The 25724-nt window shown below is 67.0% G+C and carries 26 protein-coding genes; 6 read left to right on the forward strand and 20 right to left on the reverse strand.

From position 1 onward, the window contains the following. The first annotated feature begins 143 nt into the window (after positions 1–143). Complete coding sequence (locus OHA42_RS00835; protein ID WP_406238969.1) at positions 144–1109, forward strand: HAD family hydrolase; 966 nt, start codon at positions 144–146, stop codon at positions 1107–1109. On the opposite strand, the gene OHA42_RS00840 is transcribed toward OHA42_RS00835, so the two are convergent. The 9 genes from OHA42_RS00840 to OHA42_RS00880 all read right to left on the reverse strand — a co-directional run bounded on the left by OHA42_RS00840 (position 1110) and on the right by OHA42_RS00880 (position 9777). Further along, positions 1110–2138 (reverse strand): lysophospholipid acyltransferase family protein, encoded by a 1029-nt coding sequence (locus OHA42_RS00840; RefSeq protein ID WP_406233678.1) that lies wholly within the window; start codon positions 2136–2138, stop codon positions 1110–1112. Then, positions 2135–3238 (reverse strand): NAD-dependent epimerase/dehydratase family protein, encoded by a 1104-nt coding sequence (locus tag OHA42_RS00845; protein ID WP_406233680.1) that lies wholly within the window; start codon positions 3236–3238, stop codon positions 2135–2137. The genes OHA42_RS00840 and OHA42_RS00845 overlap by 4 nt, the downstream gene beginning before the upstream one ends. A 175-nt stretch (positions 3239–3413) precedes the next feature. Continuing rightward, positions 3414–3515 carry a 30S ribosomal protein bS22 gene (locus OHA42_RS00850; protein ID WP_003402602.1) on the reverse strand — a complete coding sequence of 34 codons (102 nt, stop codon included), beginning with the start codon at positions 3513–3515 and terminating at the stop codon, positions 3414–3416. A gap of 169 nt (positions 3516–3684) precedes the next feature. Then, positions 3685–3975 carry a helix-turn-helix domain-containing protein gene (locus tag OHA42_RS00855; protein WP_328406637.1) on the reverse strand — a complete coding sequence of 97 codons (291 nt, stop codon included), beginning with the start codon at positions 3973–3975 and terminating at the stop codon, positions 3685–3687. A 160-nt stretch (positions 3976–4135) separates the two neighbouring features. Continuing rightward, complete coding sequence (proC, locus tag OHA42_RS00860; protein WP_406233699.1) at positions 4136–4954, reverse strand: pyrroline-5-carboxylate reductase; 819 nt, start codon at positions 4952–4954, stop codon at positions 4136–4138. Between the two features lie 22 nt (positions 4955–4976). Then, positions 4977–5861 (reverse strand): thioesterase family protein, encoded by an 885-nt coding sequence (locus tag OHA42_RS00865; RefSeq protein WP_406233700.1) that lies wholly within the window; start codon positions 5859–5861, stop codon positions 4977–4979. Between the two features lie 149 nt (positions 5862–6010). Continuing rightward, positions 6011–6886: a sugar phosphate isomerase/epimerase family protein gene (locus tag OHA42_RS00870; RefSeq protein ID WP_406238971.1), complete on the reverse strand. Its 876-nt coding sequence runs from the start codon at positions 6884–6886 to the stop codon at positions 6011–6013. A 141-nt stretch (positions 6887–7027) separates the two neighbouring features. After that, the gene (locus OHA42_RS00875; protein WP_406233702.1) at positions 7028–8746 is read right to left on the reverse strand and encodes a hypothetical protein; all 1719 of its coding nucleotides are present in this window, start codon (positions 8744–8746) and stop codon (positions 7028–7030) included. Then, entirely contained in the window at positions 8743–9777 is a 1035-nt protein-coding gene (locus OHA42_RS00880; RefSeq protein WP_328406641.1) for a Ppx/GppA phosphatase family protein, read from the reverse strand. Before OHA42_RS00880 ends, OHA42_RS00875 begins: the two co-directional genes overlap by 4 nt. 119 nt (positions 9778–9896) lie before the next feature. Here OHA42_RS00880 and OHA42_RS00885 point away from each other — a divergent pair, with 119 nt between their 5' ends. Then, positions 9897–10724, forward strand: coding sequence for a hypothetical protein (locus tag OHA42_RS00885; protein ID WP_406238973.1), 828 nt, complete (start codon positions 9897–9899; stop codon positions 10722–10724). 69 nt (positions 10725–10793) lie between these two features. Continuing rightward, complete coding sequence (locus tag OHA42_RS00890; protein WP_406233703.1) at positions 10794–11201, forward strand: hypothetical protein; 408 nt, start codon at positions 10794–10796, stop codon at positions 11199–11201. Here OHA42_RS00890 and OHA42_RS00895 read toward each other — a convergent pair. The 3 genes from OHA42_RS00895 to OHA42_RS00905 form a co-directional block, all read right to left on the reverse strand. Beyond that, the gene (locus tag OHA42_RS00895) at positions 11183–11872 is read right to left on the reverse strand and encodes a response regulator transcription factor (protein ID WP_328406643.1); all 690 of its coding nucleotides are present in this window, start codon (positions 11870–11872) and stop codon (positions 11183–11185) included. The genes OHA42_RS00890 and OHA42_RS00895 overlap by 19 nt on opposite strands. Continuing rightward, the gene (locus tag OHA42_RS00900; RefSeq protein WP_406233705.1) at positions 11869–13104 is read right to left on the reverse strand and encodes a sensor histidine kinase; all 1236 of its coding nucleotides are present in this window, start codon (positions 13102–13104) and stop codon (positions 11869–11871) included. The genes OHA42_RS00895 and OHA42_RS00900 overlap by 4 nt, the downstream gene beginning before the upstream one ends. Positions 13105–13299: 195 nt before the next feature. Beyond that, positions 13300–13704 (reverse strand): winged helix-turn-helix transcriptional regulator, encoded by a 405-nt coding sequence (locus OHA42_RS00905; RefSeq protein ID WP_406233707.1) that lies wholly within the window; start codon positions 13702–13704, stop codon positions 13300–13302. A 95-nt stretch (positions 13705–13799) separates the two neighbouring features. On the opposite strand from OHA42_RS00905, the gene OHA42_RS00910 reads away from it, so the two are divergent. Beyond that, positions 13800–14465, forward strand: coding sequence for an NADPH-dependent F420 reductase (locus tag OHA42_RS00910; RefSeq protein WP_406233709.1), 666 nt, complete (start codon positions 13800–13802; stop codon positions 14463–14465). Between the two features lie 83 nt (positions 14466–14548). Here OHA42_RS00910 and OHA42_RS00915 read toward each other — a convergent pair whose 3' ends face one another. From OHA42_RS00915 to OHA42_RS00940, 6 genes are all read right to left on the reverse strand, one after another. After that, complete coding sequence (locus tag OHA42_RS00915) at positions 14549–16606, reverse strand: CocE/NonD family hydrolase (RefSeq protein WP_406233711.1); 2058 nt, start codon at positions 16604–16606, stop codon at positions 14549–14551. A 251-nt stretch (positions 16607–16857) separates the two neighbouring features. After that, positions 16858–17595, reverse strand: a complete 738-nt coding sequence (locus OHA42_RS00920) for a phosphoglyceromutase (RefSeq protein WP_406233713.1) — start codon at positions 17593–17595, stop codon at positions 16858–16860. 86 nt (positions 17596–17681) lie between these two features. Beyond that, entirely contained in the window at positions 17682–18587 is a 906-nt protein-coding gene (locus OHA42_RS00925; RefSeq protein ID WP_406233714.1) for an ROK family protein, read from the reverse strand. Positions 18588–18798: 211 nt separating this feature from the next. Further along, entirely contained in the window at positions 18799–19305 is a 507-nt protein-coding gene (locus tag OHA42_RS00930; protein WP_406233716.1) for a YbjN domain-containing protein, read from the reverse strand. Continuing rightward, positions 19302–20774, reverse strand: a complete 1473-nt coding sequence (mshA, locus tag OHA42_RS00935; RefSeq protein ID WP_406233717.1) for a D-inositol-3-phosphate glycosyltransferase — start codon at positions 20772–20774, stop codon at positions 19302–19304. The genes OHA42_RS00930 and mshA overlap by 4 nt, the downstream gene beginning before the upstream one ends. 165 nt (positions 20775–20939) lie before the next feature. Continuing rightward, the gene (locus tag OHA42_RS00940) at positions 20940–21773 is read right to left on the reverse strand and encodes an alpha/beta fold hydrolase (RefSeq protein WP_406233720.1); all 834 of its coding nucleotides are present in this window, start codon (positions 21771–21773) and stop codon (positions 20940–20942) included. Positions 21774–21864: 91 nt separating this feature from the next. Here OHA42_RS00940 and OHA42_RS00945 point away from each other — a divergent pair, with 91 nt between their 5' ends. Together OHA42_RS00945 and mscL are read left to right on the forward strand one after the other, a co-directional pair. Further along, positions 21865–22599, forward strand: a complete 735-nt coding sequence (locus tag OHA42_RS00945; protein ID WP_406233722.1) for an SDR family NAD(P)-dependent oxidoreductase — start codon at positions 21865–21867, stop codon at positions 22597–22599. A 158-nt stretch (positions 22600–22757) separates the two neighbouring features. Further along, a complete protein-coding gene (gene mscL / locus OHA42_RS00950; RefSeq protein ID WP_406233723.1) occupies positions 22758–23210 on the forward strand; it encodes a large conductance mechanosensitive channel protein MscL in 453 nt (150 codons plus the stop codon). A 76-nt stretch (positions 23211–23286) separates the two neighbouring features. Here mscL and OHA42_RS00955 read toward each other — a convergent pair whose 3' ends face one another. Further along, entirely contained in the window at positions 23287–24525 is a 1239-nt protein-coding gene (locus OHA42_RS00955; RefSeq protein ID WP_406233725.1) for an Ig-like domain-containing protein, read from the reverse strand. Between the two features lie 68 nt (positions 24526–24593). Further along, positions 24594–25682: a UDP-N-acetylmuramate dehydrogenase gene (locus tag OHA42_RS00960; RefSeq protein WP_406238975.1), complete on the reverse strand. Its 1089-nt coding sequence runs from the start codon at positions 25680–25682 to the stop codon at positions 24594–24596. Positions 25683–25724 lie beyond the last annotated feature (42 nt).

Consider the following 25724-nt stretch of genomic DNA (forward strand, 5'->3'; position numbering starts at 1 on the left):
AAGCCCGTGACTGTCACCGCTTCCGGCTACTGTGGACGTGGTTCGCGCGACGGGCGGAGGTACTGGTGCCGGAACAATCGAAGGTGGCCCACAGTTCAGGGACGAAGGCCGGATTCATCGCCGGACGATTCGGCGAGTTTCCGGTGCGATGGAACCAGGGCAGGCTCGGCCAGAGCCTCCAGGACCAGCTTGCGCGGATCTCCCGCAGCCCCTTCGGCCCGAGCGAGGAAGAGCTGCGGGCCAACCTGGCAGGCGAGGCGAGCGCGGATGCCGCGCTGACGCTGCACGACGCCGACCTGGCGGCCGCCGAACAGGAGACGACCGGACCGGAGGTGCCGCGCGATCTCACCGCGGCCGCGTTCTTCGATGTCGACAACACCATGGTGCAGGGCGCGTCGATCGTGCACTTCGCCCGTGGTCTGGCCGCACGCAAATACTTCAAGACCTCCGACCTGGTCGACGTCGCCTGGAAACAGGTCAAATTCCGCGTTACCGGCAAAGAGAACAGCACCGATATGGCAAGCGGCCGGGAAAAAGCGCTCGCATTCATCGCGGGCCGCCCGACCGCGGAGCTCGCCGCACTCGGCGAGGAAATCTACGACGAAATCATCGCCGACAAGATCTGGCCGGGGACAAGGGCTCTCGCGCAGATGCACCTCGACGCGGGCCAGCAGGTGTGGCTGGTCACCGCGACGCCGGTCGAGCTGGCGCAGGTGATCGCAAAACGGCTCGGGCTGACCGGTGCCCTCGGCACCGTCGCCGAAAGTGTGGACGGAAAGTTCACCGGCCGGCTGGTCGGCGACATCCTGCACGGCCTCGGCAAGGCGCACGCGGTGCGCACCCTCGCAGTCCGAGAAGGCTTGAACCTCAAGCGGTGCACCGCCTATTCCGACAGCCACAACGACGTGCCGATGCTGTCGCTGGTCGGCACGGCGGTGGCGATCAACCCGGATTCGGATCTGCGGGAGGTCGCCAAGAATCGCGGCTGGGAAATCCGTGACTTCCGGACCGGCCGCAAGGCCGCCAAGATCGGCGTGCCGACCGCACTGGCGCTGGGCGCCGCCGGTGGTGCGGTGGCAGCGGCAATCACTCGCCGCCGCGAGCACTGACTATCCGCTGAAAGCGTTGCGGCGCTTGGTCAGCAGTTTGTAGAGGGTCTGCTGGATGGTTTCGCGGACCTGATCGGTGACCTCGAACATGGTCATCGGGTCGTCCGCGGCTTCGGCCTCGTAGCCGTTGGTCGAGATCGGCGCGCCGAACTCGATGTACCACTTGGACGGCAGTGGGACCGCGCCGAGCGGACCGAAGTGCGGGAACAGCGGAGTCACCGGGAAGTACGGCAGGTTGAGCAGCCTCGCCAGCGGCTTGATATCGGCCAGCTTCGGGTAGATCTCCTCGGAACCGACGATCGAGCACGGGATGATCGGGGTGCCGGTGCGGACCGCAGCGGCGACGAATCCGCCGCGGCCGAAGCGCTGCAGCTTGTAGCGATCGGTGTACTGCTTGCCGACGCCCTTGAAGCCCTCGGGGAATACGCCGGTCAGCTCACCCGAGCGCAGCAGTCGTTCGGCGTCCGGACGGCAAGCCAGGGTGTGGCCCGCCTTGCGGGCCAGCGAACCGAGCACCGGCGTCTCGAAAATGAGGTCCGCGGCCAGCAAGCGCAGCGCCCGCTGCTTCGGATGCTTGTCGTGCACCGCCAGCTGCAGCATCAGTCCGTCCAGCGGCACAGTGCCCGCGTGATTGGCGACAATCAGCGCGCCACCCACCTCTGGAATGTTCTCCATCCCGCTGACCTGCACCCGGAACCAGAAATCCGACATGGGACGCAGCAACGGCAGGAGCAGCGATTCGAGTAGGTGCTCGTCGAAGCCGAACTCGTCGACCTGGTAATCGCCGGTGAGCCTGCGCCGCGCGAAATCCGCGGTCTTGCCGATCTGTTTGCCGAGGGCGCCGCGCAACATGTCCGACAGTGATTGCGGCACTGGCGGTTCGGTGGCAGCAAGCCGTTCGGTCAGCGAGGTCACCTGGCCCGACGACGACTCACCGACCGTGGGCTCCGGCCAGCGACGCACGGTCGGGCGCGGGCGCGCCTCGATATTCACGTCGTGGAGCTGGATGACTTTCGCGACATCGTTCATGGTTGTGCTCCCGTACCGGCCCCGAGCAGGCCGAGCAGTTTATTTTCTGCGGCATCGATCCATGCGGGATCGATGACGGGCCGCAACGCTGCGCCCCCGATAAAGTCGTCGAACGCCTGCACCGTCGTCCAGCGCGGCACGAACCCGAGTTCGGTGCGCATGCGCGTGGTGTCCAGGCCACAGCCGAAATGAAAATAATCGAGTTGTTCGCTGCTGAATTCGCGCATCAGCGGGCCCATCAACGCGCGTCCCGCCGTGCGGAACACCAGGAACGGGATCGGAAGCTCGATGCGGCCTGCCCGCCGCACCGCTTGCGATAGAGCAAGGGCGCCGTCACCCGCAATATTGTATGCGCCGACGGCCGAAACTTTGGCAGCATGCGCCAAAGCGGCGATTGCGTCCTGCTCGTGGACCAGCTGCATCCTGGCATCGCGGCCGAACACGGTCGGTGCAACCGGCGAACGCAGATATTGCACACCGCGCCCCGCCAGCCGCGGACCGACGATCGGCGCGAAACGCAGAACCGCGGTGGCCATATCGGGGCGGCGCCGGGCAAGCCCGCGGACGAATCCTTCGATTTCGATCATGTCGCGCGCGAATCCGCCGCTCGGCGGTATGCGTGCACTCATTTCTTCGGTGAATTTCGCAGGGTCTTTCGCACTGCATCCGTACACCGCCGACGTCGAGCGCACCACCACTCGCCGCACCGACGGCGACTTCTGGCAGACCGCGAGCAACTGCATGGCGCCCAGGACGTTGAGGTCCTTCATCACCGCCCTGCTGAAACCGGCGGGTGGCCGCGCCAGCAGCGCGGCATGCACGACGGTGTCCACCTGGCCGCCATCGATTACCTTGCGGATCAACGGATTTCGAATGTCGGCGCGAATGAATTCGGCACGGCCCATGCGGCGGGAGAGCTCACGGCTCGGGGTCATGGTGTCGACGGCGATGATGCGTTCGATGCCGGGGTCCTGGGCGAGCCTGGCCACCACATTGCCGCCGAAGAACCGGCTGGCGCCGGTGACCAGCGCAACCTTGGGTGTGTGTCCGTCTCTTATCTCAGATCCCACAGCACCGGATCCCAACTCGACAGCCCCCATTTCATTTAATGCGGTTCAAGCGTAACCGCTGCCATACGACGCGCCGAGATTGTTAACGAGGATCTAACGATGACTTCAGTCACCCGATACACAAACCGTTTTCAAACTTGAGCGTTTCAAAACGAAAAGCCCGCCACCAGATCGGTGACGGGCTCCCCAGCTAACGCGCAGCGGCCTACTTGCCGAGTTTGCGCCGCTGAACGCGGGTGCGGCGAAGCAGCTTGCGGTGCTTCTTCTTCGACATGCGCTTGCGACGCTTCTTGATCACAGAACCCATAGGGTTGTTCCTCGCGTTCTCTCTACTCGGCGCGCACGTCAATCACGTACGCCGTACTCGGCATCCGCGCCGCCGACGGCCACCGGACACCACGAAACGGTGCCACCGGCAGGCGAACACGAACCGAGGGTTCATCCTACCGGGACACCCCGAGGCGAACGAAACCGCCTCATCCAGCGTCGAAGTAGGACGTCTCCAGGTAGTCGTGGACCGCCTTGGCATGCACCCGGAACGACCGACCGACCCGCACGGCGGGCAACTCACCCGAGTGCACGAGCCGATAGACCGTCATTTTGGATACCCGCATCAAATTTGCCACCTCGGCGACGGTGAGGAACTGGGTGCCGCCACCGAGCACGGGTTGCGTTGGAGATACCGAACTGCCTTGCGACCGGGAACCTGCCCGGCTGGTAGATGGTCCGGAGCCGCCAGGCGACGTCCCTGAGCTATTTGCAGACATCTTGTTAGACATCATTGCACCATTGACCTCCGGCACGTCCGCGCCGCCGGCTTCCCCACCGGCGGAACAGACACGCACGTGCTCCTTGAAGCTTAGCGGGACCAGTGGGATTACTGCGACGGGTGTGAGAAATAAGCTTTGCTTGCAGGGAACCAAGCGGTCACTCGGTAGACCTGCCCTGTTCCGCAGACCGTTGCTTGGCCGCGTGCAGTGCCTCCAGGATCGCGGACCGGACCCCGCCCCGTTCCAACTCACGCAGCGCCGCGGCCGTGGTGCCCGCGGGCGAGGTCACCGCGGCGCGCAGTTCCACGGCGCTCTGCTCGGCATCGTCGAGCAGAGCGGCGGACCCGACCATGGTCTGCACCACGAGCTGGGTCGCGACGTCCCTGGCGAGGCCGAGGCCGACGGCCGCGTCCACCATCGCCTCGACGACAAGAAAGAAATACGCGGGTCCGGAACCCGACACCGCGGTGACCGCGTCCATCTGCGACTCGGCGACGGTCACCACTTTGCCGACCGCGCAGAGCAGGTCGGCCACCTCGGCCAGCTGCTCCGGCCTGGCATAGCGCCCCGGTGCGAGCACGCTCATGCCCTGGCCGACCAGCATCGGGGTATTCGACATCACCCGCACCACGGGAAAGCCTGCGGGCAGCTTGGCCTCGAGTCGCGCGGTCGGCACGCCGGCCGCAAGCGAGACGAGCACCTGATCCCGGTCTGCATCGAGTTCGGCCTTGCCCAGTTGGGTCAGCACCGTGTCGACGTCACCCGGCTTGACCGCGATCACCAGCAGATCCGCGCCGATGACCGCATCGGCCACCGACTCGGTGACCCGCACGCCGAACCGATCGGCGATCAGCGCGGCGCGATCCGCGTGCGTCTCGACGATAACCAGGTCCTTGCCGGCGCGACCCGACTCGAGCAACCCGGCGACCAACGCCTCCCCGATGCGACCTCCACCGATCACCGCAATTCTCGTCATGGGGGTAAAGGTTAGACCGCGCTCAGCGCTGCGGAATCAGCGCCAGCTGGCGGCTTTGCGCGACGACCGCACCGGTGGAATCGAGGATCAGCTGATCCTCGTCGAACATGCGGCCGCCGACCTCGTGGGTGGTCGCGATGATCCGCAGCCAGCCGGGGGCGGGCCGGCGGCGCAGGTAGGTGGTCATCTGGATGGTCGGAGCCCAGCCGAAGTGGCCGAGATTCATCGGGACCGGCGGGCTCATGTCGGCCGACATCATCGCGAAGAACATCGAGACATCGGGATCGCGCTGATCGCCCGCGCGTGGGCGCATCCACAGCCGCAGCCGCGGTTCGGCCTGCTCGCCGTCCAGGAACCTGGCCCACTCGCGGTCGATGTAGAGCTCCGCGCCCTGGCCCACGTGCACGATGCTGCCCATCGGTGAGCCGGATTCGTACCCGACGGCGTCGGCGGGCGGCGCGGCGGGCATATCGCCGTGCTGCGGTGCGTACAGCGGATCGGCGTCGTCGAGGTGGCCGAAGGTGAACGCGGTTCGCACCAGGCTGCGCCCGTCCTGGATCAGGGTCGTATCCGCCAGGCAGATCTGACGGCCCACTTTGCGGATGCGTACCTCGTACTCGACTGCACCGGGCTCCGGAGCGCCGAGGAAGTCGGAGCTGGCCGCGATGGGCGCCATCGCGGCGAGTGCCGGATCGGAGGCGCGCAGCCAGTTGGTGGCCGCCGCGGCGCTGGCCGCGACCATGGTGCCGCCGTGCACCTTTTTGCCGATCGTCCAGATCTTGTCGATGACGCCGAGGTAGCGACCGGTGTCGGGGGTGGTCGCGGACAGTTCGGTCAGCGCGCATACGCGGCTGAACGGCGCGTCGGTCTCGGTGTCCCGCTCGAGATCCACGGTCAGCTCCGGCATCGTCACTCCTGTCGTTCCTGTGCCGCATCGGCGGTCCGCGGCGATAGCCGAGACACCACGCTTATCCGATACCTGGCGTTCGTACAGCGTAGAACGACCGGATTCGGCGTCCGCATTCCCCTCCGGCGAGCGGTGGGCGAACGACCTCGTCACACCTGGCCGGCGTGGCTCGGCGCGGGCGCGGGAGCAGGCGCCATGCCATTGAGATGCTCTCTGGCGAACGCGAGCGTGCGGTGCAGCATCGCCGCACGGTCTTGAGTCGTGCGTGCGCTCTGGGTATTGATCTCGGCGACCGCATGCCCGGAGAAACCGGTGCGCACCAGGGCCGCGCACACCTCCACACAGGGCTGGGTGCCCTCGCCGGGCACCAGATGCTCGTCGTGTGCGGCACCGCGGCCGTCGGCGAGATGCAGATGCGCGAGGCCATGCCCCATCCGCCCGGCCAGCGCCAGCGGATCGGCGCCCGCGGTCGCGGTGTGCGAGAGGTCGAGGGTGTAGTGCCGGTATCCGACATCGGTCGGATCGTAGGACTGACTGAACGCGGTCACGCCGAGCCCCGGCCCGCCGCGCCGCTCCAGCCGCTTGACCGAACCGGCGCCACGACCGAACAGGGTGTCCGCGCGCATCGGGAACATATTCTCGACCGCGACGATGACGGTGCTGTGCTCCTCCAGCTCACCGACCTGGTCGGCGAAGCCCTCTGCATAACGGCGCTGCCACCGGAATGGCGGATGCACAACCACGGTGCTCGCGCCGAGCGCCTCGGCGGTGCGCACACTGCGCTCCAGCTTGGCGACCGGATCCGAGCCCCACACTCGCTGCGAGATGAGCAGGCACGGCGCGTGCACCGCGATCACGGGCATGGAGTATTTGCGGGCGTAGGCCTGCACAGTGGCGATGCTCTGACTGGCGGGCTCGGCCCAGACCATCAACTCGATGCCGTCGTAACCGAGTTCGGCCGCGTAGCGGAAGGCCGCTTCGGTGTTCTGCGGATACACCGACGCCGTCGAAAGGCCGACCAATATCTGCCGCTGTCCGCCGACGCACGCGGGCTCGCCGGGCGAGTGGGGTTCGGTGCGCACGCCCGTACCCAGTACGTCCGCGCCGACCACACTTCCCACCTGTGTGTCGTCTGCCTGCCCGATGTTCCCCACAGCAGCTCCTACTCAGTTCGTACTGAGAAGAAAGGCTAGCGGTCCGAGCGTGACAAAGATGCCAACGACGACGGCAATCACCGTGCTGAGGATGTCGTCGGTCCTGCGCAGTATCCGCACCAGCGCCACCAGGCCGAGAATCACGATCATCGCCAGGGCCAGCGCCACCCAGGGGAGCATCTCCCACATCCGCTCGAACCCCTTGAACAGCAACATGCCGGCGACCGCGGCGCCGGTGCTCTGCCCGCCGAGGATCATCCACTGCCGCCGATTGGCGTCGTACTCGGCCTTGCGCGCGACCCGCGAACGGCGCGGCGACATGATCCCCGACCGCTCCGAATCCGGATACTCGTCGAGGTCGTCCTCGTCGTCCTCCAGCGGGTCCGCATCCACCTCGAACTGCGGGTGCACATCGGTGCGGCCCTGCATATCGTCCAGGTCGATGATGTCGAGGGCGCGGCCCGCATCGCGTTTCCCGCGGCCACGCTTACCTCGACCGCCCTCGCGTCTACTCGCGCGCGCGGCCTCCTCGCGTTCAGCCCGCTCGACCTCGTCGCGCAGCAGGTCACCCGCCACCGTCTGACCGGAAACCAGCTGCTGATCCTGGCTGGCCAGCGACCATCCTGCAGTCGAAATCCCACCGGATTCGGGCGCGAGATCGTTGTTATTCGGGGTCGGCGCGTGGTGTCTTCGTGCCGACCACGCGGGCAGGCCGGCATCGGCAGAGCGTCGGGATGATCTTCGCGGTGGCTCGGGAGGCGGCTCCGGACTCGGGGCTCGGTTGCCTCGCGGCGGGGCCTCCGGCAACGGCGAAAGCGGCAGCGGCGCCGATTCGGGTGCGAACCCGTTGGGCGCGGGCGACCACGGCGCGGGCGACGGCCCGACGTCGAGTGCCTCCTCCGCGCGGCGGACGTCGAGTGCTTCCTCCGCACGGCGACGAGCGGCCCTGCCGGTTTTGGCTCCGCTGGTTCCCGCATGGCCGTTGAGCGACCCACGATCGGCGAGCGGGTCGGCTCGACCTGCCTCGCGCCGCGGCCGTACCTCGGTGGTTACCTCGTCGGGATCGTGCCTGCGCCTGCGACCGGTGCGACCGGAATCGAGCGGCGGCACGCTGTCGCCCGACAGCGGATCGGCCCCATAGGGATCGACCGGTGCGTACGGATCGACGGGGGCATAGGGGTCGGGCGCGGCATGCGATGACAACGGGTCGGCGGGCGCGGCATGTCGGGAAGCCGGCATGTCCCGCCCCGGCATGACCCGGCTCGAGCGGCCGGGCAACGGATCCGGCTCGGGCGCAGTGTAATCCGACAACGGGTCGTAGCGCGTGATCGGCCCCGACATCGGCGAATAGCTCGGCAGCTCCGGCGCGGGCGGCGGGGGGGCGTACGAAACCGGTTCCGGTGCAGGCGCTTCGAACGCCGACGGCTGATATGCCGCGGGTTCGTATGCGGCGGGCTCGCGCACCGACGGCTGGTAGGCCGACGGTTCATACGCGGGTTCATACGCGGCAGGCTCATACGACGGCGCGTCGAGCGCCGGTTCGTCGGGCGCGGCATGCGAGGAGCGACCGCCGCTTGCCGGGATGACAGGCAGATCGCCCGTCAGCTCCGCGACCGAGATCCCACGGCCGCTGCGCCTACGCCTGCCACCGCCACCGGAGGACGCCGAACCCTCCTGACCATTGCGGGCCAGCAGTTCGGCGACCGATAGCTGTTTGGAGTCATCACTCATGGCGACACCGTTTCGATCGGGCCCGACAGCGCGGCACCACCACCGGGTGCGGGCCTGCCGGTCTCGGCAGCCGGTCCCGGTGAGCTCGTCGCTCGGGGTCCGCCGTTCATGTCGGTATCCAGTTTGCGCAGGATCAGCCCCTCACGCAGTGCCCACGGACAAATCTCGAGGGTATCCAGCGATAGTGCCCGCATACTCGCCTCCGCGACCAATGCGCCAGCCACCAATTGCTGTGACCGATCGGAACTTACGCCTTCCAATTCTGCACGGTCCGACGCTGTCATTCGTGAGATGAAAGCAATCAGTTGGCGCAGACCTGAGCTGGTGAGTGTACGGCGCACCCGCAGTCCCGCAGAAGAGGGTGCCGCTCCGGTCAACCGAGCCAGCGAGCGGAAGGTCTTCGACGTGCCGACGGCAAGGTCCGGCTTACCCGCGTCCAGCAGCTGTTTGGTGGGCAGCACCAGCTCGGCGTCGAGCCAGTCGCGCAGCACGGCGACGCGGCGCTTGCCCGGTGGATCCTCGCGTAGCCACTCGCGAGTCAGCCGACCGGCGCCGAGTTGCAGCGACAGCGCGACATCGGGTTCCTCGTCGCCGCCATTGGTCATTTCCAACGAGCCGCCACCGATGTCGAGATTGAGGATGCGGCCCGCGCTCCAGCCGTACCAGCGGCGCACCGCGAGGAAAGTCGACCTGGCCTCGTCGACGCCGGAAAGTACCCGCAGCTCGACGCCGGCCTCGGCCAGCACCCTGGCGAGCACCTCTTCGGAGTTGGTGGCCTCGCGCAGCGCCGAGGTCGCGAAGGGCATCAGCTCGACGCACTTGGAGGTCTCGGCGATGCTGGCGAATTCGGCGACGGTCGCGATAAGCCGTTCGGCCCCCTGGACAGTGATCCGACCTGCGCCGTCCATGTTTTCCGACAACCGTAATGTCGCCTTTGTCGAGCTCATCGGCATCGGGTGGCCACCACGATGGGCGTCCACCACGAGCAGATGGACGGTATTGCTTCCGACATCGAGTACCCCAAGCCGCACATGAACACGGTACTGGGTGAACCGGGGCTTTAGACGAGGCGACCGAACTGTTAGCGTCTCGAGGTGTGACGGCACGAGCATCCGCAAACGGCCCGGCCCGGCCCCGACCAGCGGAGAAGATCGAACCGAGCCCCGAGGTCGATCTCGACTTTCCCCGCGAATGGATCGAGTTCGTCGATCCAGCAAACGACGAGCATCTGATCGTCGCCGATCTGACGTGGCTACTGTCGAGCTGGACGTGCGTCTTCGGCACTCCGGCCTGCCAGGGAATCCTCAGCGATCGCCCGGACGACGGCTGCTGCTCGCACGGCGCCTTCCTGTCCGACAAGGACGATCGCAAGCGCCTCGAACGCGCTGTGAAAATGCTCACACCCGGCGACTGGCAGTTGATGGACCATGCCAAGAATGCCGAAGGCAGAGTCGTCAAAAAGGGCTTTCTCGAGCTCGACGACCTGGAAGACGAGCCGGCGCTGCGGACCCGGCGATTCGACGGTGCGTGCATCTTCCTCAACCGTCCCGGCTTCGAGGGCGGCGTCGGCTGCGCACTGCACACCATGGCGCTGCGCAAAGGCATCGAGCCGCTGGAGGTGAAGCCGGACGTGTGCTGGCAGTTGCCGATCCGGCGCACCCAGGACTGGGTCGACCGCCCGGACGGTGTACAGATCCTGCGCACCACCGTTACCGAATACGACCGCCGCGGCTGGGGCCCCGGCGGCATGGACCTGGATTGGTACTGCTCCGGCTCCCCCGACGCTCACGTGGGCGCACGCCCGGTGTGGCAGTCCTACGCGCCCGAGCTCAAAGAATTGCTCGGCAAACCCGCCTACGAGGAATTGGCCAGGCACTGCAAGCGCAGAGCAGGACTCGGCCTGATTGCAATTCATCCGGCGACCGTGCATGCCAACCGAATAAAGGCAGACGCACCGGTTTCCGACCAATCGGCGTGAGGTTTCCATAGCGGGTGGTTCACCTGTGCGCCATGCGAGCGTCACCAATATGGGGTTTGATGTGCGGTCATGTTGAAGAAAGCCGTCACCCTGACAACCATCGCCGTCGGAGCCGCCCTTGCCATGAGCGGCGCCGCGCACGCGGAACCCAATGGCGACCCGGCCAAATACGCCGATTTCACCGCCGACTTCCTGCCCGCCAACACCCCTGAGGCGCTCAATGACAACCTCGGCGTCGCCGCGATCTCAGGGCAGGTAGAGCCAAGTGGGGCCGACGGGGGTGTCGGTCTTGCGCAGGCTGATCCAGCCGAGGGCGTCTTCCTGCATGCAGTCGTAGACGTCCGCGGCGCTGGTGCCGCGGCAGGCGATGGTGCGGGTGACGCCGTACGGGCTCATGATCAGGTTCTTGCCCTCCTTCGCCGCGGGGGCCTCGGCGGATTCGCCTCACAAATCGGACGTCACGCCTCGAGCTTGTAGCCGAGGCCGCGCACCGTCACCAGATGTTCCGGCTTGGCCGGATCGCCCTCGATCTTCGAGCGCAGGCGCTTGACGTGGACATCGAGGGTCTTGGTGTCACCGACGTAATCGGCGCCCCAGACCCGGTCGATCAGCTGGCCGCGGGTCAGCACCCGGCCGGAATTACGCAGCAGATATTCGAGCAGGTCGAATTCCTTCAGCGGCAGGGTGACCTGCTTGCCGTTCACGTGCACGGTGTGCCGGTCGACATCCATCCGGACCGGCCCGGCTTCCAGCACGCCGCTCTCGTTGCCGCCGTCGAGTTCGTCGCCCGCGCCGCGGCGCAGCACGGCCCGAATGCGTGCGATGAGTTCGCGTGCCGAGTACGGCTTGGTCACGTAGTCGTCAGCGCCGAGCTCGAGCCCGACCACCTTATCGATCTCGCTGTCGCGCGCGGTCACCATGATGACCGGGACCCCGCTGCGGGTGCGCAGCTGCTTGCACACGTCGGTGCCGCTCATGCCGGGCAGCATGAGGTCCAGCAGCACGATGTCGGCGCCGGAGCGGTCGAATTCGGCGAGCGCGGACGGTCCGTCACCGACGACGGTGACCTCGAAACCCTCCTTGCGCAGCAGGAACGCGAGCGGATCGGCCAGCGACTCCTCATCCTCGACGATCAGAACACTCGTCATCTGCGTGCCTCCACACCATTGGGTCTGCTCGGCCCCGAAGGGCGCGGGCTGATTTCTCTCATGCTCACCACGGAGCCGTCGACCTCATCGTCGCTGTCGGCCTCGAGATGGGCGGGTATTCGCAAGGTGAACGTCGAACCGGTGCCCAGCTTGCTCCACAGGGTGATCTCACCGTTGTGGTTGGCGGCTACGTGCTTGACGATAGCCAGCCCGAGCCCGGTACCGCCGGTGGCGCGCGAGCGCGCCTTGTCGGACCGGAAGAAGCGTTCGAAAACTCGTTCCTGATCTTCCTTGGCGATGCCGATGCCACGATCGGTCACGGCCATCGCGACGTGATCGCCGCGCAGCGACCGGCTTACCGACACGTGTGAGCCCGCCAGCGAATACGCGATCGCGTTCTCCACCAGGTTGGACAGGGCCGTGACCAGCAGGGTTTCGTCGCCGAGCACCTCGAGCCCACTGGGCCGGTCGGTGCTGACGGTGATGCCCGCCGCCTCCGCCGCGGTGCGCGAGCGGTCGACCGCATGCATCACCACCGTGTCCACGTCGACCACTTCGAGCTCGGGCAGCTTTTCCGCGCCCTGCAACCGCGACAGCGCGATCAATTCGGTCACCATTTTGCCCAGGCGCCTGGATTCGCCGAGCACCCGCTGGCCGAAGTGGCGCACTGCCTCGGGGTCGTCGGCGGATTCCAGCATGGCCTCGGCGAGCAGGCTCATCGCACCGACCGGGGTCTTGAGCTCGTGGCTGACATTCGCGACGAAATCCCGGCGCGTGGCTTCCATCCTGGCCTGCTCGGAGTCGTCGTCGGCGAACAGCACGGTGAAGCTGGTCTCCTCGCGCGACAACTGCCTGGCCACGCCGCGCACCGCGATCCTGCTGCGGCCCGGCATCGGGTTCTTCGCGGTGAGGTCGAATTCGGCGGACTCACCGGTGGCCAGGACCTTCTCCACCGCGGCCCACGCACGTTCGTCGAGCAGCCGGTTGCGGACGAGGCCGAGTTCCTCGGCGCGCGGGTTCACCAGCACCACGTCGCGATACTCGTCGACCACTGCGATGCCGCTCTCGGAGGCAAGAACGATGAGGTCGAGCACCTGCGACATCGTGAGCCCCGAGTCGGCCTGCCTGCGCGCGGCTTGCCTGGCGTTCATGAACGGGATCAGTAGCCCGCCGACTGCCAGTCCGACGACAGCCGCGAGGACTGCCAACAGTACGGCCTGCGGAACACTCACCCTTGAATCGTACGGTCGCCGACCGGCAACCCAACTCTGGGTACGAGAAGTTTCGCGCAGGTCATGGGCACTTCCTGCCCTGTTAGCCGCGCGTTTACGCGTTGTTAGGCCTGCGGAGGGCGGCGCGCGACACGAGCGGAAATCGGTCATATCCAGCGGACATAGCTCGTGTGGCGGCCGGACCCCGGGCCGCGCTCAGTCCTCGTCGTCGGCGCCCGACATCGCGGCGCGGACCGCGCTCCCGTGTCGATCGACCCACTCGCCGAGGGCATAGATCGGATTGAGCAGATCACGTCCCGCCGCAGTCAGCTCGTACTCGACCCGCGGCGGGGCCTCGGCGTAGCGGCGGCGTTCGATCAGGGTCATCTGCTCCATCCGACGCAGCGTCTGGGTGAGCATCTTCTGGCTGATGCCGCCGATGGCGGTGCGCAGGTCGCCCGGCCGCATCGGACCCTCGCGCAGCATGTACACGATCACCGGTAGCCACGAGTTGCCGAAGAGGTCGACCGCCATCCTGGCCGGGCAGTCGGCTTCGAAATCGCCGTACGGCGCGAACTGCGCGGGTTCCGCGACGATCGGCGCGGCAGGTTCGACTGTCATGACTCGAGCCTGCCACCGCCGTTGCGCACCCGGAGGTGCCCATCGACTTTCCTAGCGTCATTTCCGAAGACATCCAGACACATACAGGAGTTGAGATGCGAATCGGAATCATCGGCGCCGGGCAGATGGCACAGGCGCTCGGCGGGGGTTGGGCAGCGGCCGGGCACGACATCGTCATCGGGGCGCGCTCGCAAGCCGCGGCAGACCAACTGGTCGCCACGATCGGACACAGTGCACGAGCGGGCAGCGTGGTGGACGCCGCCGAGTTCGGTGCGGTTGTCCTGCTCGCACTGCCGGTAAGCGCCCTTGACACGGTATTGGGCGAAGTCGGCGGAAAACTGGTGGGCCGCACGGTGATCGATTGCACCAATGCGTTCATGCCGGACGCGGCCGCACCGGCGGGCGTGACCGCATTCGTGCTCTCCGAAGACGCGGTCGCCGAGCGCATTGCGGCGACCGCACACGGCGCGCACGTGGTGAAGGCGTTCAATGTCTGCGCCGCGGAGGTATGGGCTTCGGACGCAAGAGAATTCGAGGGCCGCAGGCTGGGTGTCCCGATCTGTGGTGACGACCCGGCCGCCGTGCGGCAGGTCTGCGCCCTGGCCGAAGACCTGAAGCTGCAACCGGTTTCGTCCGGTGGCCTGCACCGTGCGAAATACCTGGAGGCGACATCGGTATTCACCGTCGGCCTCTGGTTCAGCGGGCAGGATGCCAGGGCAATTTTCCCGCCGCTGGATGCCGCCTTCGCGGTTGAGGACTGAGCGAGGCCGATAGTGCCTGAAAAAAGGACGCCCTCTTCGAATGATTCGAGGAAGGCGTCCTTTTCAGTGCTCCGATGCCGATATCACCAGCCGGAATTACCGCGGAGCGGGATATTGACGAAGCTCGGACGGTTCGGATCCAGCTGCACATGCTGCGGCTTCAAGCCCGTGTCGAGCAGCATCGGCAGTACCGGCAGACCCTTCGGGAAGTTGCCCGCGAACACATCGACGCGCAGACGGTGACCCGGCTTCAAGATCGCCTCGGTGGCGGGCAGCGCAATGTCGAGGGTGGTCTCCTGGCCGGGCACCGTCGGCTGACGGCGGTCCAGCGAGGTGTAGGCGCGCGGGTCGGTGTAGTCGCCGTTGGCGGACTTGCTGCTGTTGGCCGCATCGACCTCGCGCAGCGACGCCATGATCTGTCCGGAGGAGAGCACGGTCGACTGCCCGTCCGGCGCGACATCGTTCACGGTGGTCACCCAGTAGCCGTCCGCGCCATCCTGAACGGTGTTGAGCCGCACTGCGATCCGGCCGGAGATCGTGGTGGTGTCGGCGACCGGCGCGCTGGTGAACGTCAGCCCGTTCGTCTCGGCGACCCGCGAGTCCTTGGCGCAGCCGTCGATGATCGAGAGCGCGCCCGCGCTACCCTGCGCTGCGTCGTTGGAGCACAGGGTAGTCAGGCCGGGCGCGACCGTCAGCCGCGCCGAGTCGGGGCTCGCCTGCGGCAGCAGCGATCCGTCGTACAGGCTGTTCGCGGTGCCACTGCGGTCGGCGGACAGATACATCCTGCGGTGCACCGCATCGTGCGACGCCTCGGCGGCATCCGGATCGGCGAACGAATCGGTGGTGATCCAGCCGCCGCCCTGCTGACGCAGCGTGACCGGGCCGTAGTTGTCGATGCCATTGTCGATGCCCTTGAGCCACTTGTCGAACCAGGCCCGCTGCAACACGTCCAGCCGCGGCGGCAGGCCGGGCTTGCCGTATTCGTTGCCGGAATTGATGTGATAGGTGTTGCCCATCAGCAGCTGCTTCTGGCCTGCGGGCAGCGGAATCTCGTTGTAGATCTTGGATTCCGAGTAAGTGAACAGGTCGTGCCAGCCGCCGGTCACGAAGGTCGGCACCTGGATCTTGCTCGGATCGCCCAGCCAGCCCTCTCGCGCTGTCGAGGTGCCGGTCAGCAGTTCCTTCGCGCGCGGATCGAGATCCTCGATGCGGGTGGTGGTGTAGACGTTGAGCAGCACGTCCATGAAGGTCAGCGGATCCTTCGCCCGATCGGCGAGCCACTGCGTGTCGAACTGGCCGTTGACCACCGATGCCAGATCCGGAAGCAGCTTGAGGCCGTTGATCGCCGTGAGCCACAGCGGAATGAAGTTGAAGCCGAAGCCGCCGCCGGGCGCGAGCACGTCGTTGACGAGGTCGCTGCCGGGCACCACCGGGAAGATCGCCTTCAGCGCGGGCGGCTGCTTCTCGGCGACCTGCACCTGGTTGATGCCGGAATACGAGATGCCGTTCATCCCGATACGGCCGTTCGACCACGGCTGACGGGAGGCCCAGTCGATCACCTCGACGGTGTCCTGCTGCTCGCGCTCGCGCAGCATGTCCCACACACCCTGCGAGAAACCGGTACCACGCACATCGACGACGACCTGGGTGTAACCACTTTTGATGAGCTGGCGGTCGACCGCGAAGTTGCGCAGCTCGCCGCCGCCGAATGCCTTGGTGAGGTCGGTGACACCGGAGAGCGGCGTACCGCTCAAATCGATCTGACGGAACAACTCGATCAGCGCGTCGGAGAGACCGGGAATGGACATCGCGCTGTCGGCGAGGTTCGACACCAGCTTGGTGTAGGGCGTCATGTTGACGACGGTCGGCGTCGGGGTGTCGATCGGCCTACCCGCCGCGTCCGCGGGGCGATACACGTTGCCCTTGAGGACGGTGCCGTCGCTCATGATGATCGGCACATCCCATTGGATGTTCACATTCGGGAACTGTTGGGGGCCGTCTTCGGCCGCCGTCCAGGCCGCGCCCGCCGCGCCGCCGTCGGGACCAGAGGCAACCGGTGCGGCGCTCGCGCCGGAAGTGAGGAAAGGAACGAGCACTGCGGTGGCAACTGCCGCCACCGTGACGCGCAACGCGTGCTTCATCGGACGTGATCCACCTCTCGGACTGATCGAACGAGCGAAAGTTTACATACCGACGAGTAAGTTCGAACTCCGGGTCACACGAATTTTGAGCCGAATATCGATTCACATACAGCGGACAGCATGCCATACCGGCTGCATATCCCGGCTGTAGCCGCGCTCGAAGATCAGAATTGCCACTCACCAAAACAGCAGATGCGCTGCGGTCGATTGCTCGACCGCAGCGCATCTGCGTGCAGAGATTGCCGGTCAGGCTACTTGCCGCCCTGGCTTGCCACCGCGGCGGCGCCCGCGGCAGCGGCCTCCGGATCCAAGTACTCACGCGGGCGCACCGGGCGCAGGTTCTCGTCGAGCTCGTAGCGCAGCGGGATGCCGGTGGGGATGTTCAGCTCCGAGATGTCGTCGTCGGAGATCTGATCGAGGTGCTTCACCAGGGCGCGCAGCGAGTTGCCGTGCGCGGCGACCAGCACGGTCTTGCCCGCGACGAGCTCCTTGGAGATGGTCGACTCCCAGTACGGGACCATCCGGTTCACCACGTCGAGCAGGCACTCCGTCTTCGGCACCTCGATGCCCGCGTAGCGCGCGTCGCCCTCCTGGCTGTACTCGTTGGCCGGGTCGATCGGCGGCGGCGGGGTGTCGTAGCTGCGACGCCACAGCATGAACTGCTCGTCGCCGTACTTGTCCCGGATCTGCGCCTTGTTCTTCCCCTGCAGCTCGCCGTAGTGCCGCTCGTTGAGCCGCCAGTCGCGGACCACCGGAATCCAGTGCCGGTCGGCCGCGTCCAGCGCGATGTTCGCGGTGCTGATCGCGCGGCGCAGCAGCGAGGTGTAGACGATGTCCGGCAGGATGCCGTGCTCGGCCAGCAACTCGCCGGCCCGCTTGCCCTCGGCGATACCCTTGTCGGTCAGGTGCACATCCACCCAACCGGTGAAAAGATTCAGGGCATTCCATTCGCTCTCGCCGTGGCGCAGCAGCACGAGGGTGTACGTCATGCAGGCCATTCTGGCATGTGCGCAAACCTGCCTCGCATCCGTTCCCGGTGGCCGAACCGGGCATCAGCCGGTCCGAGCCCAGCCCTTCAGACAACGGTGTCGGCCGTCGCGTGGCCCGCAGCGAGCACGCCTGCGCCGACCAGGGTGGCGCCGTTGGTGATTCGCGACAGCACGACGTGGAGTCCACCGAGGAACTCCAATCGCGCGTGCCGGGCGACCGCCGCCCGCAATGGCTCCCAGAGTGGTGCACCCGACTGCGCGAAACCGCCGCCGATCACCACTAGATCGATATCCTGCAGCGCGGCCGCCGAGGCGATGGCCTGCCCGAGCGCGGTCCCGGATCGATGCAGCGCCGCGAGCGCGATGTCGTCGCCGGAGTGCGCCGCTTTCGCCAGCGCGGCACCGGTCGCACCGGACCAGCCTTGCGCACGAGCCCAGCGCACCGACGACATGCCGCTGGCGATCGCCTCGACGCACCCGACCCCGCCGCATTCGCACGGCACATCCCAGCCCGGCACCACAATGTGACCGATATGCCCAGCGTTGCCGGTCCGGCCGAGCAGTACCCGGCCATCCGCGATGATCCCGCCGCCGATCCCCGACGACACCGTCATCGCCAGCCCGTTCGCGACGCCGCGCAATGCGCCGACATGATGTTCGGCCAGCGCTAAGCAGGCACCGTCGATGGCGAATCGTATTGCGGCGCCGGGAAAGAGCTTCTGCACCTCGGCGACGATCGGGAATCCGGACTTCCACTCGGGGATGTTCAGCGGGCTCGTGACACCGGACCTGGTATCGACAGGACCGGCCGAGCCGATCCCGATGGCGGTGACGGTGTCGTCGCCCGCGACCTCCGCCAACAGCGTGCGGCACGCCTCCCACACCGCCTCGCGCGGCACGTCGACCTGCCGCACGTCACGCACGTTGCGGCCCCCGTACACCCGTCCCGCCGCGAACTTCGTCGCGCCGATATCAAGAGCAAGAACTGTCATAGCCGGGCCGCCTCCACACTCACCGAGTCCCAGCGCGATTGTCGCGCACCGCGGGCCTGCCCGGGAGAGATCCCGCACCCTGCGGCGTCGAGGGCGGCTTTCCGAGCACCTATGCCAGCACGGCGTCCGCGAATTCCTGGAGCAACTTCCCCGTGCTCGACCGATCCGATATCGCCGTCCTGAGTGGGTTCGGCAACAAAGCCGGACTCGCTCAGGGCTGATCGGCCACGTCCACCAAATGCTCGAAGGCGCGCAGATTCATCAGCGATTCGCCGCGCGAGACACGCCACTTCCACTCTCTCCGAATGGATTCGGCGAAGCCGAGTTCGAGCAGGGTGTTGAAGTCGGCTTCGACGGCCTCGAGGATCTGGCCGAACACCCGGTCCAGTTCATCGGCGGTGACGGCGTGGGTGGCGATGCGGCCGACCAGGTAGATATCGCCGACACGGTCGAGGGTGTAGGCCACGCCGTAGAGCCTGCGGTTGCGCCGCAGCAGGAATTTATAGATGCCTTCGAAGTTCTCGTCGGGCTTGCGGCAGACGAACGATTCGATCCGTACGCCGTGCTTGCCGACGGTGAGCATGACGGTGGTCTTCAGCTTGCGCTCACCGGGCAGGATGACGACGAAGACATCCGCGCTCGGCCGGGTGTATTCGATCTCCCTCTCACGCAGCGTCGCATCGATCAGCTGCGCGGTCGCGTGCGCCCCGCTACTCACCGGCGTGCTCCCGTCCGGCGCCGCCACAGCGCCCGTGATCTGGCCTGGCTGCTCTCGCCGAGGAGAGCGGCCGTGCGTTCCATGGCGAGGCTAGCGCGCTCACCGAGTTCCGCGGGACGTGCGGCGTCGAACTCGGTGCCGTCGCCGAGCAGCTGTGCACGGTCGGACAGCACGCCGCGCCCGCCACCGAGCCGGGTGCGCACCGCATGGAAATCGGTCAGCGCCGCGAAGTAGCTGGTAAGCAGTCCTTCCGCGGTGTGTTCCCAGGAGAAGTTGGCGGCATGTCCGACGGCGCAGGCGCTCATCCGGGCCAGCCGTTGCGGGTCGTCCAACAGGTAGCCGAGCGCGCTTGCCCAATCGGTGGTGGCGTGACCGGGAACCAGCAGGCCGCTCTCGCCGTGCCGGACCGCGGTGCCGAGCCCGCCCACGTCCGCTGCCAGCACTGGCGTGCCGCTGGCCTGCGCTTCGATGGCGACCAGTCCGAACGATTCGTTGTAGCTGGGCACCGCGACCAGATCGGCGGCACGGTACACCTGGACGAGGCGGTCGGGCGGCTGCGGCGGCAGGAAGGTCACGCGGTCGGCGATGCCGAGGCCGGCCGCCAGTTCGATCAGCGCGTCGGGGCGCTCGAGTCCTGTTCCGGACGGGCCGCCGACGATGAGCACCCGCAGCTGCCGCGCGGGCTGGGCGCGCAGCACCTCCGCCGCGGCACGCACCAGTACGTCGGGGGCCTTCAGCGGCTGGATCCGACCGACGAAGGCGACGATCTGCTCGTCGGTGGCCAGCCCCAATTCCGCGCGGGCGGCGGCCTTGTCGCCGGGGCGGTAGCGGGTCAGATCGGCGCCGGGCGGCACCACGTCGATGCGTTCGGGGTCGGCGCCGTAGAGCTCGATGAGCTGGCGCGCCTCGTCGGCGGTGTTGGCGACCATCCGATCCGCTTCGGCGATCACCTGCTTCTCCCCGATCTCCCGGGTGACGGGTTCGGGACAGTCGCCGTCGGCGAGTGCGGCATTCTTCACGGCGGCCAGGGTGTGCGCGGTGTGCACGAGCGGCACCCGCCAGCGATCTCTGGCCAGCCACCCGACCTGACCGGACAGCCAGTAGTGCGAGTGCACGAGGTCGTAGTAACCGGGCTGATGCCTGGCTTCCTGCCGCAGCACCTCGGCGGTGAACGGGCACAGTTGTGTCGGCAGGTCGTGTTTGTCCAGTCCCTCGAACGGACCCGCCACCACGTTGCGCACGAGCACCCCGGGCGCCGCCTCCTGTACAGGCGGGACATTCGAGGAGGTGGCCCTGGTGAAGATCTCCACCTCGGTACCGCGGCGGGCCAGCTGAATGGCAGTTTGCAGCACGTACACGTTCATGCCGCCCGCGTCGCCAGTGCCCGGTTGAGCAAGTGGTGAGGTGTGCACCGACAGCACGGCAATCCGATTGGGCCGTAGGTCCGGGCGTTGACTCACACTATCCATAGTGCACGGTGCATCGGCGAACTCAGACGCCGCTACCGAGGCAAGTGACGGCCATCACAGGTCGTTCGTGAGCACACTCACGAAATTCGCGCCGTCCAAAGACACTCTCCGAACACGACCCAGTCTGCGCGAGGAGCGCCGACCGTACCGGCGGGTTTCGGACGGCTACTTCGGCGCGACCTCCAGGCCGTCGACGAACGCACCGATCTCGGCCACGAACCGCGCGCGGTCCTCGATGAAAAGACCGTGCTGCGCGCCCTCCCAGAACGAGGCGCGCGCACCGGGGACCGTGTCGAGGATGTAGCGGCCGTTCTCGATCGGGACGACCGGATCACTGGTGCCGTGCAGAACCAGCACCGGTACATCGAGGGCGCGCAGCGTCTCGGTGTTGTCGACGGTCCGATAGAACAGCGCCTTGCGCACCCGCGGCGGTGTGGCCAGGCTCGCGCCGAACAGTCGCTGGGCATCGACGCCCTTGTCCTGGCCCGGGCCGGTATTGGCATTGCCGAAGGCGCCGAAAGCACGTATCGCACGCCCGGCGCTTTCCTCGAAGACGCCGGGAATGGCTTCCTGCATGGCCGAACCGGTCGCCGCACCTGGCGCACGGCCGATATTGGCCATCGAACCGGTGTAGACAATGCCGGCGATCGCGCCGGTGCCATAGGCGGTCAAGTAGTCGCTGAGCACAATGCCGCCGTAGGACCAGCCCAGCAGCACCGCGCCGGATTCGATGCCCTCCCGCCCGAGCACCGCCGCGATATCGGCGGCCCAGTTCTCGGGATCGTCGTACCCGGCCTCCGGCGCATCGGAGTAGCCGTGCCCGCGCAGATCGACGGCGATGACACGGAAGCGCTCGGCCAACTCGTCGGCGGCCGCACCCCAGCACCGCAGATTCGCCGACCAACCGTGCAGCAGCACCAGCGCTCGCCCATCGGCGGGCCCACTGACCCGATAGACGATGGTGGTTCCGTCCGCACTGACCGCATCCCGAATAGCCATGCCACCGAGGCTAACGGTGCGGCGCGCGCCGACCGTGATCCGGGCAACAACCCCGCTCTCCGGCAAACTCCCTGCACTTAGGATCGAGATCATGAGTATCCGCACCGCCGTCGTCACCGGAGCCAGCTCGGGAATCGGGGAAGCCACCGCCAGGGAGCTCGCCAAACAGGGTTACCACGTCTACGTCGGCGCCCGCAGGCTCGATCGGCTGCAGACCCTCGCCGACGAAATCGGCGGCACCGCGCTGGAACTCGATGTGACCTCCGACGAATCGGTGCAGGCCTTCACCGACGCGATCGACCGCGCCGACGTGCTCGTCAACAATGCGGGTGGCGCAAAGGGCCTCGCCCCGGTGGCGGAGGCCGATCTCGACGACTGGCGCTGGATGTGGGAGACCAATGTGCTCGGCACGCTGCGCATCACCAAGGCGCTGCTGCCGAAGCTGATCGCCTCGGGCGACGGCCTCATCGTCACCATCACCTCGGTGGCCGCCTTCCACGCCTATGACAACGGCTCCGGCTACACCTCCGCCAAGCACGCCCAGGCCGTCCTGCACCGCACGCTGCGCGGCGAGCTGCTCGGCCAACCGGTCCGGCTCACCGAGATCGCGCCCGGCGCCGTCGAGACCGAGTTCTCCCTGGTCCGCTTCGACGGTGACGCCGAACGCGCCGCCAAGGTGTACGAAGGCATCGACCCGCTGGTCGCGCAGGACATCGCGGAGATTGTCGGCTTTGTCGCGTCTCGACCGTCACACGTCAACCTGGACCAGATCATCGTCGCGCCGCGCGACCAGGTGGTGCCGGGTCGTTTCGCGCGCCGCAGCTGAGATCGGGTCCGCGCTCGGGTCGCAGCACCACGCTCTCCCGTCTATCGTGGCCCGGAGCCAGGGCTGGCCGAGTGCCCCGTAGCGGTTGCTCAGCGTGCATGGACGGTTAGCATCTGGGATTTGAAATTCGAATACACCAGATTGGAGTTGCTCGGCTCATGCTCAAGGGTTTCAAAGATTTCCTGATGCGCGGGAACGTTATCGACCTTGCGGTCGCGGTGGTCATGGGCACCGCGTTCACCGCGGTGGTGACGGCGGTGACCAAGGGCATCATCAATCCCTTGCTCGCCGTTTTGGGCAAGACCAACGAGCTGGGACTCGGCGTCCAATTGGTGGCGGACAAGCCCGCCACCTTCATCGCGGTCGGCCCGATCATCACCGCGCTCATCGATTTCGTCATGGTCGCCGCGGTGCTGTACTTCGTGCTGATGGTGCCGATGAAGACGCTCAAGAACCGCTTCGGCACCACCAAGGCCGCCGAGCCGACCGAGACCGAACTGCTGATCGAAATCCGCGACCTGCTCGCCGGGCGCAACCTGGGCACCGTCGAGGAGGCCATCGCGCTGGAGAAGGCGAACGTGGCGCCCGAGAAGGCCGCATCGAACCGGTAATCACCTGGCGCCCAAGACAATCCGCCCCCGTTCGGATCATCGAACGGGGGCGGATCTGTATTGCGCTGGTCGCGGATCAACGCGGCGGCCCCGGCGCGACCGGTGTCGCAGAGATGCCTGGAGCGTGCGAGGCGTCCAACGCGGACAAGCCCTTCCAGGTACTCCAGTCGATGGTCCAGTCGTAGAGATCGCCGTCGGCGGCCGACATCTGGATCGACGTGCCGGTCACTTCGACCGGATCGCCGTAGAGCGCGGTCGGGAAGTACGCTTGCGCGTCACTGGGCGAAAGATTGATGCAGCCGTTGGTGACATTCGACGCCCCTTGCGCCGACAGCGATTCCGGATTCGCGTGGATGAATTCGCCATTATTGGAAATGCGTACCGCCCAGCGTTCGCGAACGTTCGTGTAGAACGGCGGATTCGACATCATGAAGTCTTCGTATTTCTCGGTGACCACGTGCACACCGGAGCGGGTCACATTGCGTGGCTCATTGCCCTGGCCGTAGCTGACCGGGAAGTCGAAGACGACCTGGCCGTCGCGCACCACCTGCATGCGGTGGCTCGGCGCGTTGGCCTGCACGACTTGACGGCGGCCGATGCGGAAATCCGAAGTGAGATCGGTGTATCCGTAGTTGCCGCCGCCGAGGTCGAGTCCGTAGAGCTTGGCCGTGACCTGCACGGTGGTGCCGGGCACCCAGTAGTCCTTGGGCCGCCAATGCAGGCGCGAGCCACCGTTGTCGTCGGGGAACCAGGCCCACGCGCCCTCGGTGGGCGGGTTGGTCGTGACGGTCAGCGCCTTCTCCACCGCGGCCTTGTTCTGCACAGAAGCCTTGAACTGCAAGATGATCGGCGCGGCGATGCCGACTTCCTGGTTGTCGGCGATATTGATGGTCGCGGGGACCGCGTTCTTCGGCGCGAGCGTGCGGAAGGTGCCGTCGATGGGAACCGGTTTGCGATCGGTGCCGGTCGCCGTGCCCGACCAGGTGTAGGTGGCGGCGTAGCCGAGCGCCTCGGTGATCTTGTAGCTGTGCTTGTCCGGTGCGAGCTCCCCGGTGACCTGCTTGCCGTTGGCATTGGTCAGCGCGATCTGGTCGATGGTGCCGTCGGCGACGGTGACCGAGACCGGTGCCGTCGGGTTGACGTTCTCGGCGTCGGCGGCCGGGGCCATGCTCACCTTCGCGACCGGACCGGAGTCGCGGGCGGAGTCGCTCTTGCCGCCGCGGTCGTTCGTGCAGCTTGCCACCAGGGCGACCACGACGAGTAGCACGGCCGACACGGCGGCGGCCGGTCTTCGGATGACTGGACGATTGCACACTTCTTCGAATTTACGCCCGAGAAATCGTTCGCTCGGCGAGCGAAGAATGTGGCGTTCCTTTCATCCGGTCAGAGCGTGACCCCCACCGTGACCGGTTCCGGCTCGAGCCGGATCCCGAATCGCTCGGCAACACCGTCGCGCACCGTCCTGGCCAGCGCGACCAAGTCCGCGGCCGTCGCGTCACCACGGTTGGTCAGCGCCAACGTGTGTTTCGTGGACAGCCGAGCCGGGGCCGCCTGCCCTGGAAAGCCCTTGGCGAAACCGGCTCTCTCGATGAGCCAGCCCGCGGAGAATTTGACCCCGTCCGGCGCCGGATAGGTCGGGATCGTGACATCTCCCACATGCGCGGTGATCGCGGCCCGCACCTCGCCCACCCCGGCCTCCGGAACGACCGGGTTGGTGAAGAAGGACCCCGCGCTCCAGGTGTCGTGATCGCCGGGGTCGAGCACCATGCCCTTGCCCGCCCGCAAGCCGAGCACCGCCGCCCGCACCTGCGCCGCCGGTCTGGATTCGCCGTTGGTCGCGCCGAGCGCGTTCGCCAGCTCGCCGTAGCGCAGCGGTGCGCTGGATCCGCTGGGATCGAGTGCGTAATCGACGGCGAGCACGACGGCGTCGTCATGGTGTTTGAGCACGCTGGTCCGGTATCCGAAACCGAGCTCGCCCGGCTCGACCCAGCGGATCTCGCCGGTAGCGCGATCGAGCAATCGCGCCCGGCGCAGCAGGCGCTCCACCTCGACGCCGTACGCGCCGACGTTCTGCACCGGGGTCGCGCCCGCCGATCCCGGAATGCCGGAAAGGCACTCCAGCCCGCCCAACCCGGCCGCGACCGTCGCCTCCACCACCGTGTCCCAGTTCGCACCCGCCTCGGCGATCACACCGTCCGCGCCGATCTCGATGCCCTCGGTCCGCACCAGGACGACGACACCGTCGAAGCCCTCGTCACCGATCAGCAGATTGGAGCCGCCGGCGAGCAACAACACCGGTATTCCGGCCGCGTCCAGCGCGCACACGGTCGCCACCAGCGACTCGGTCGTCCCACACTCGGCCACCGTCGCGGGCCCGCCGACCCGCAGCGTGGTCAGTTCCGCAAGCCGCACCGATTCGCGCACCAGCGCACCGGTGTCGGCCAGCAGTTCGCGCAGCTGATCCGACGACACCACCCGTGAAGTTCGCACAGCCAGACGGTAGCGTGTTCGAAC

The sequence above is a fragment of the Nocardia sp. NBC_01009 genome (assembly GCF_045208035.1).
GTDB lineage: Bacteria > Actinomycetota > Actinomycetes > Mycobacteriales > Mycobacteriaceae > Nocardia.

Excerpts from the sequence above, each read along its gene's own strand:
- OHA42_RS00840 (WP_406233678.1), bottom strand. The coding sequence starts at position 2,138 with ATGAACGATGTCGCGAAAGTCATCCAGCTCCACGACGTGAATATCGAG.
- OHA42_RS00845 (WP_406233680.1), bottom strand. The coding sequence starts at position 3,238 with ATGGGGGCTGTCGAGTTGGGATCCGGTGCTGTGGGATCTGAGATAAGA.
- OHA42_RS00850 (WP_003402602.1), bottom strand. The coding sequence starts at position 3,515 with ATGGGTTCTGTGATCAAGAAGCGTCGCAAGCGCATGTCGAAGAAGAAG.
- OHA42_RS00855 (WP_328406637.1), bottom strand. The coding sequence starts at position 3,975 with ATGTCTGCAAATAGCTCAGGGACGTCGCCTGGCGGCTCCGGACCATCT.
- proC (WP_406233699.1), bottom strand. The coding sequence starts at position 4,954 with ATGACGAGAATTGCGGTGATCGGTGGAGGTCGCATCGGGGAGGCGTTG.
- OHA42_RS00865 (WP_406233700.1), bottom strand. The coding sequence starts at position 5,861 with ATGCCGGAGCTGACCGTGGATCTCGAGCGGGACACCGAGACCGACGCG.
- OHA42_RS00875 (WP_406233702.1), bottom strand. The coding sequence starts at position 8,746 with ATGAGTGATGACTCCAAACAGCTATCGGTCGCCGAACTGCTGGCCCGC.
- OHA42_RS00890 (WP_406233703.1), top strand. The coding sequence starts at position 10,794 with ATGTTGAAGAAAGCCGTCACCCTGACAACCATCGCCGTCGGAGCCGCC.
- OHA42_RS00895 (WP_328406643.1), bottom strand. The coding sequence starts at position 11,872 with ATGACGAGTGTTCTGATCGTCGAGGATGAGGAGTCGCTGGCCGATCCG.
- OHA42_RS00905 (WP_406233707.1), bottom strand. The coding sequence starts at position 13,704 with ATGACAGTCGAACCTGCCGCGCCGATCGTCGCGGAACCCGCGCAGTTC.
- OHA42_RS00910 (WP_406233709.1), top strand. The coding sequence starts at position 13,800 with ATGCGAATCGGAATCATCGGCGCCGGGCAGATGGCACAGGCGCTCGGC.
- OHA42_RS00915 (WP_406233711.1), bottom strand. The coding sequence starts at position 16,606 with ATGAAGCACGCGTTGCGCGTCACGGTGGCGGCAGTTGCCACCGCAGTG.
- OHA42_RS00920 (WP_406233713.1), bottom strand. The coding sequence starts at position 17,595 with ATGACGTACACCCTCGTGCTGCTGCGCCACGGCGAGAGCGAATGGAAT.
- OHA42_RS00925 (WP_406233714.1), bottom strand. The coding sequence starts at position 18,587 with ATGACAGTTCTTGCTCTTGATATCGGCGCGACGAAGTTCGCGGCGGGA.
- mshA (WP_406233717.1), bottom strand. The coding sequence starts at position 20,774 with ATGGATAGTGTGAGTCAACGCCCGGACCTACGGCCCAATCGGATTGCC.
- OHA42_RS00940 (WP_406233720.1), bottom strand. The coding sequence starts at position 21,773 with ATGGCTATTCGGGATGCGGTCAGTGCGGACGGAACCACCATCGTCTAT.
- OHA42_RS00945 (WP_406233722.1), top strand. The coding sequence starts at position 21,865 with ATGAGTATCCGCACCGCCGTCGTCACCGGAGCCAGCTCGGGAATCGGG.
- mscL (WP_406233723.1), top strand. The coding sequence starts at position 22,758 with ATGCTCAAGGGTTTCAAAGATTTCCTGATGCGCGGGAACGTTATCGAC.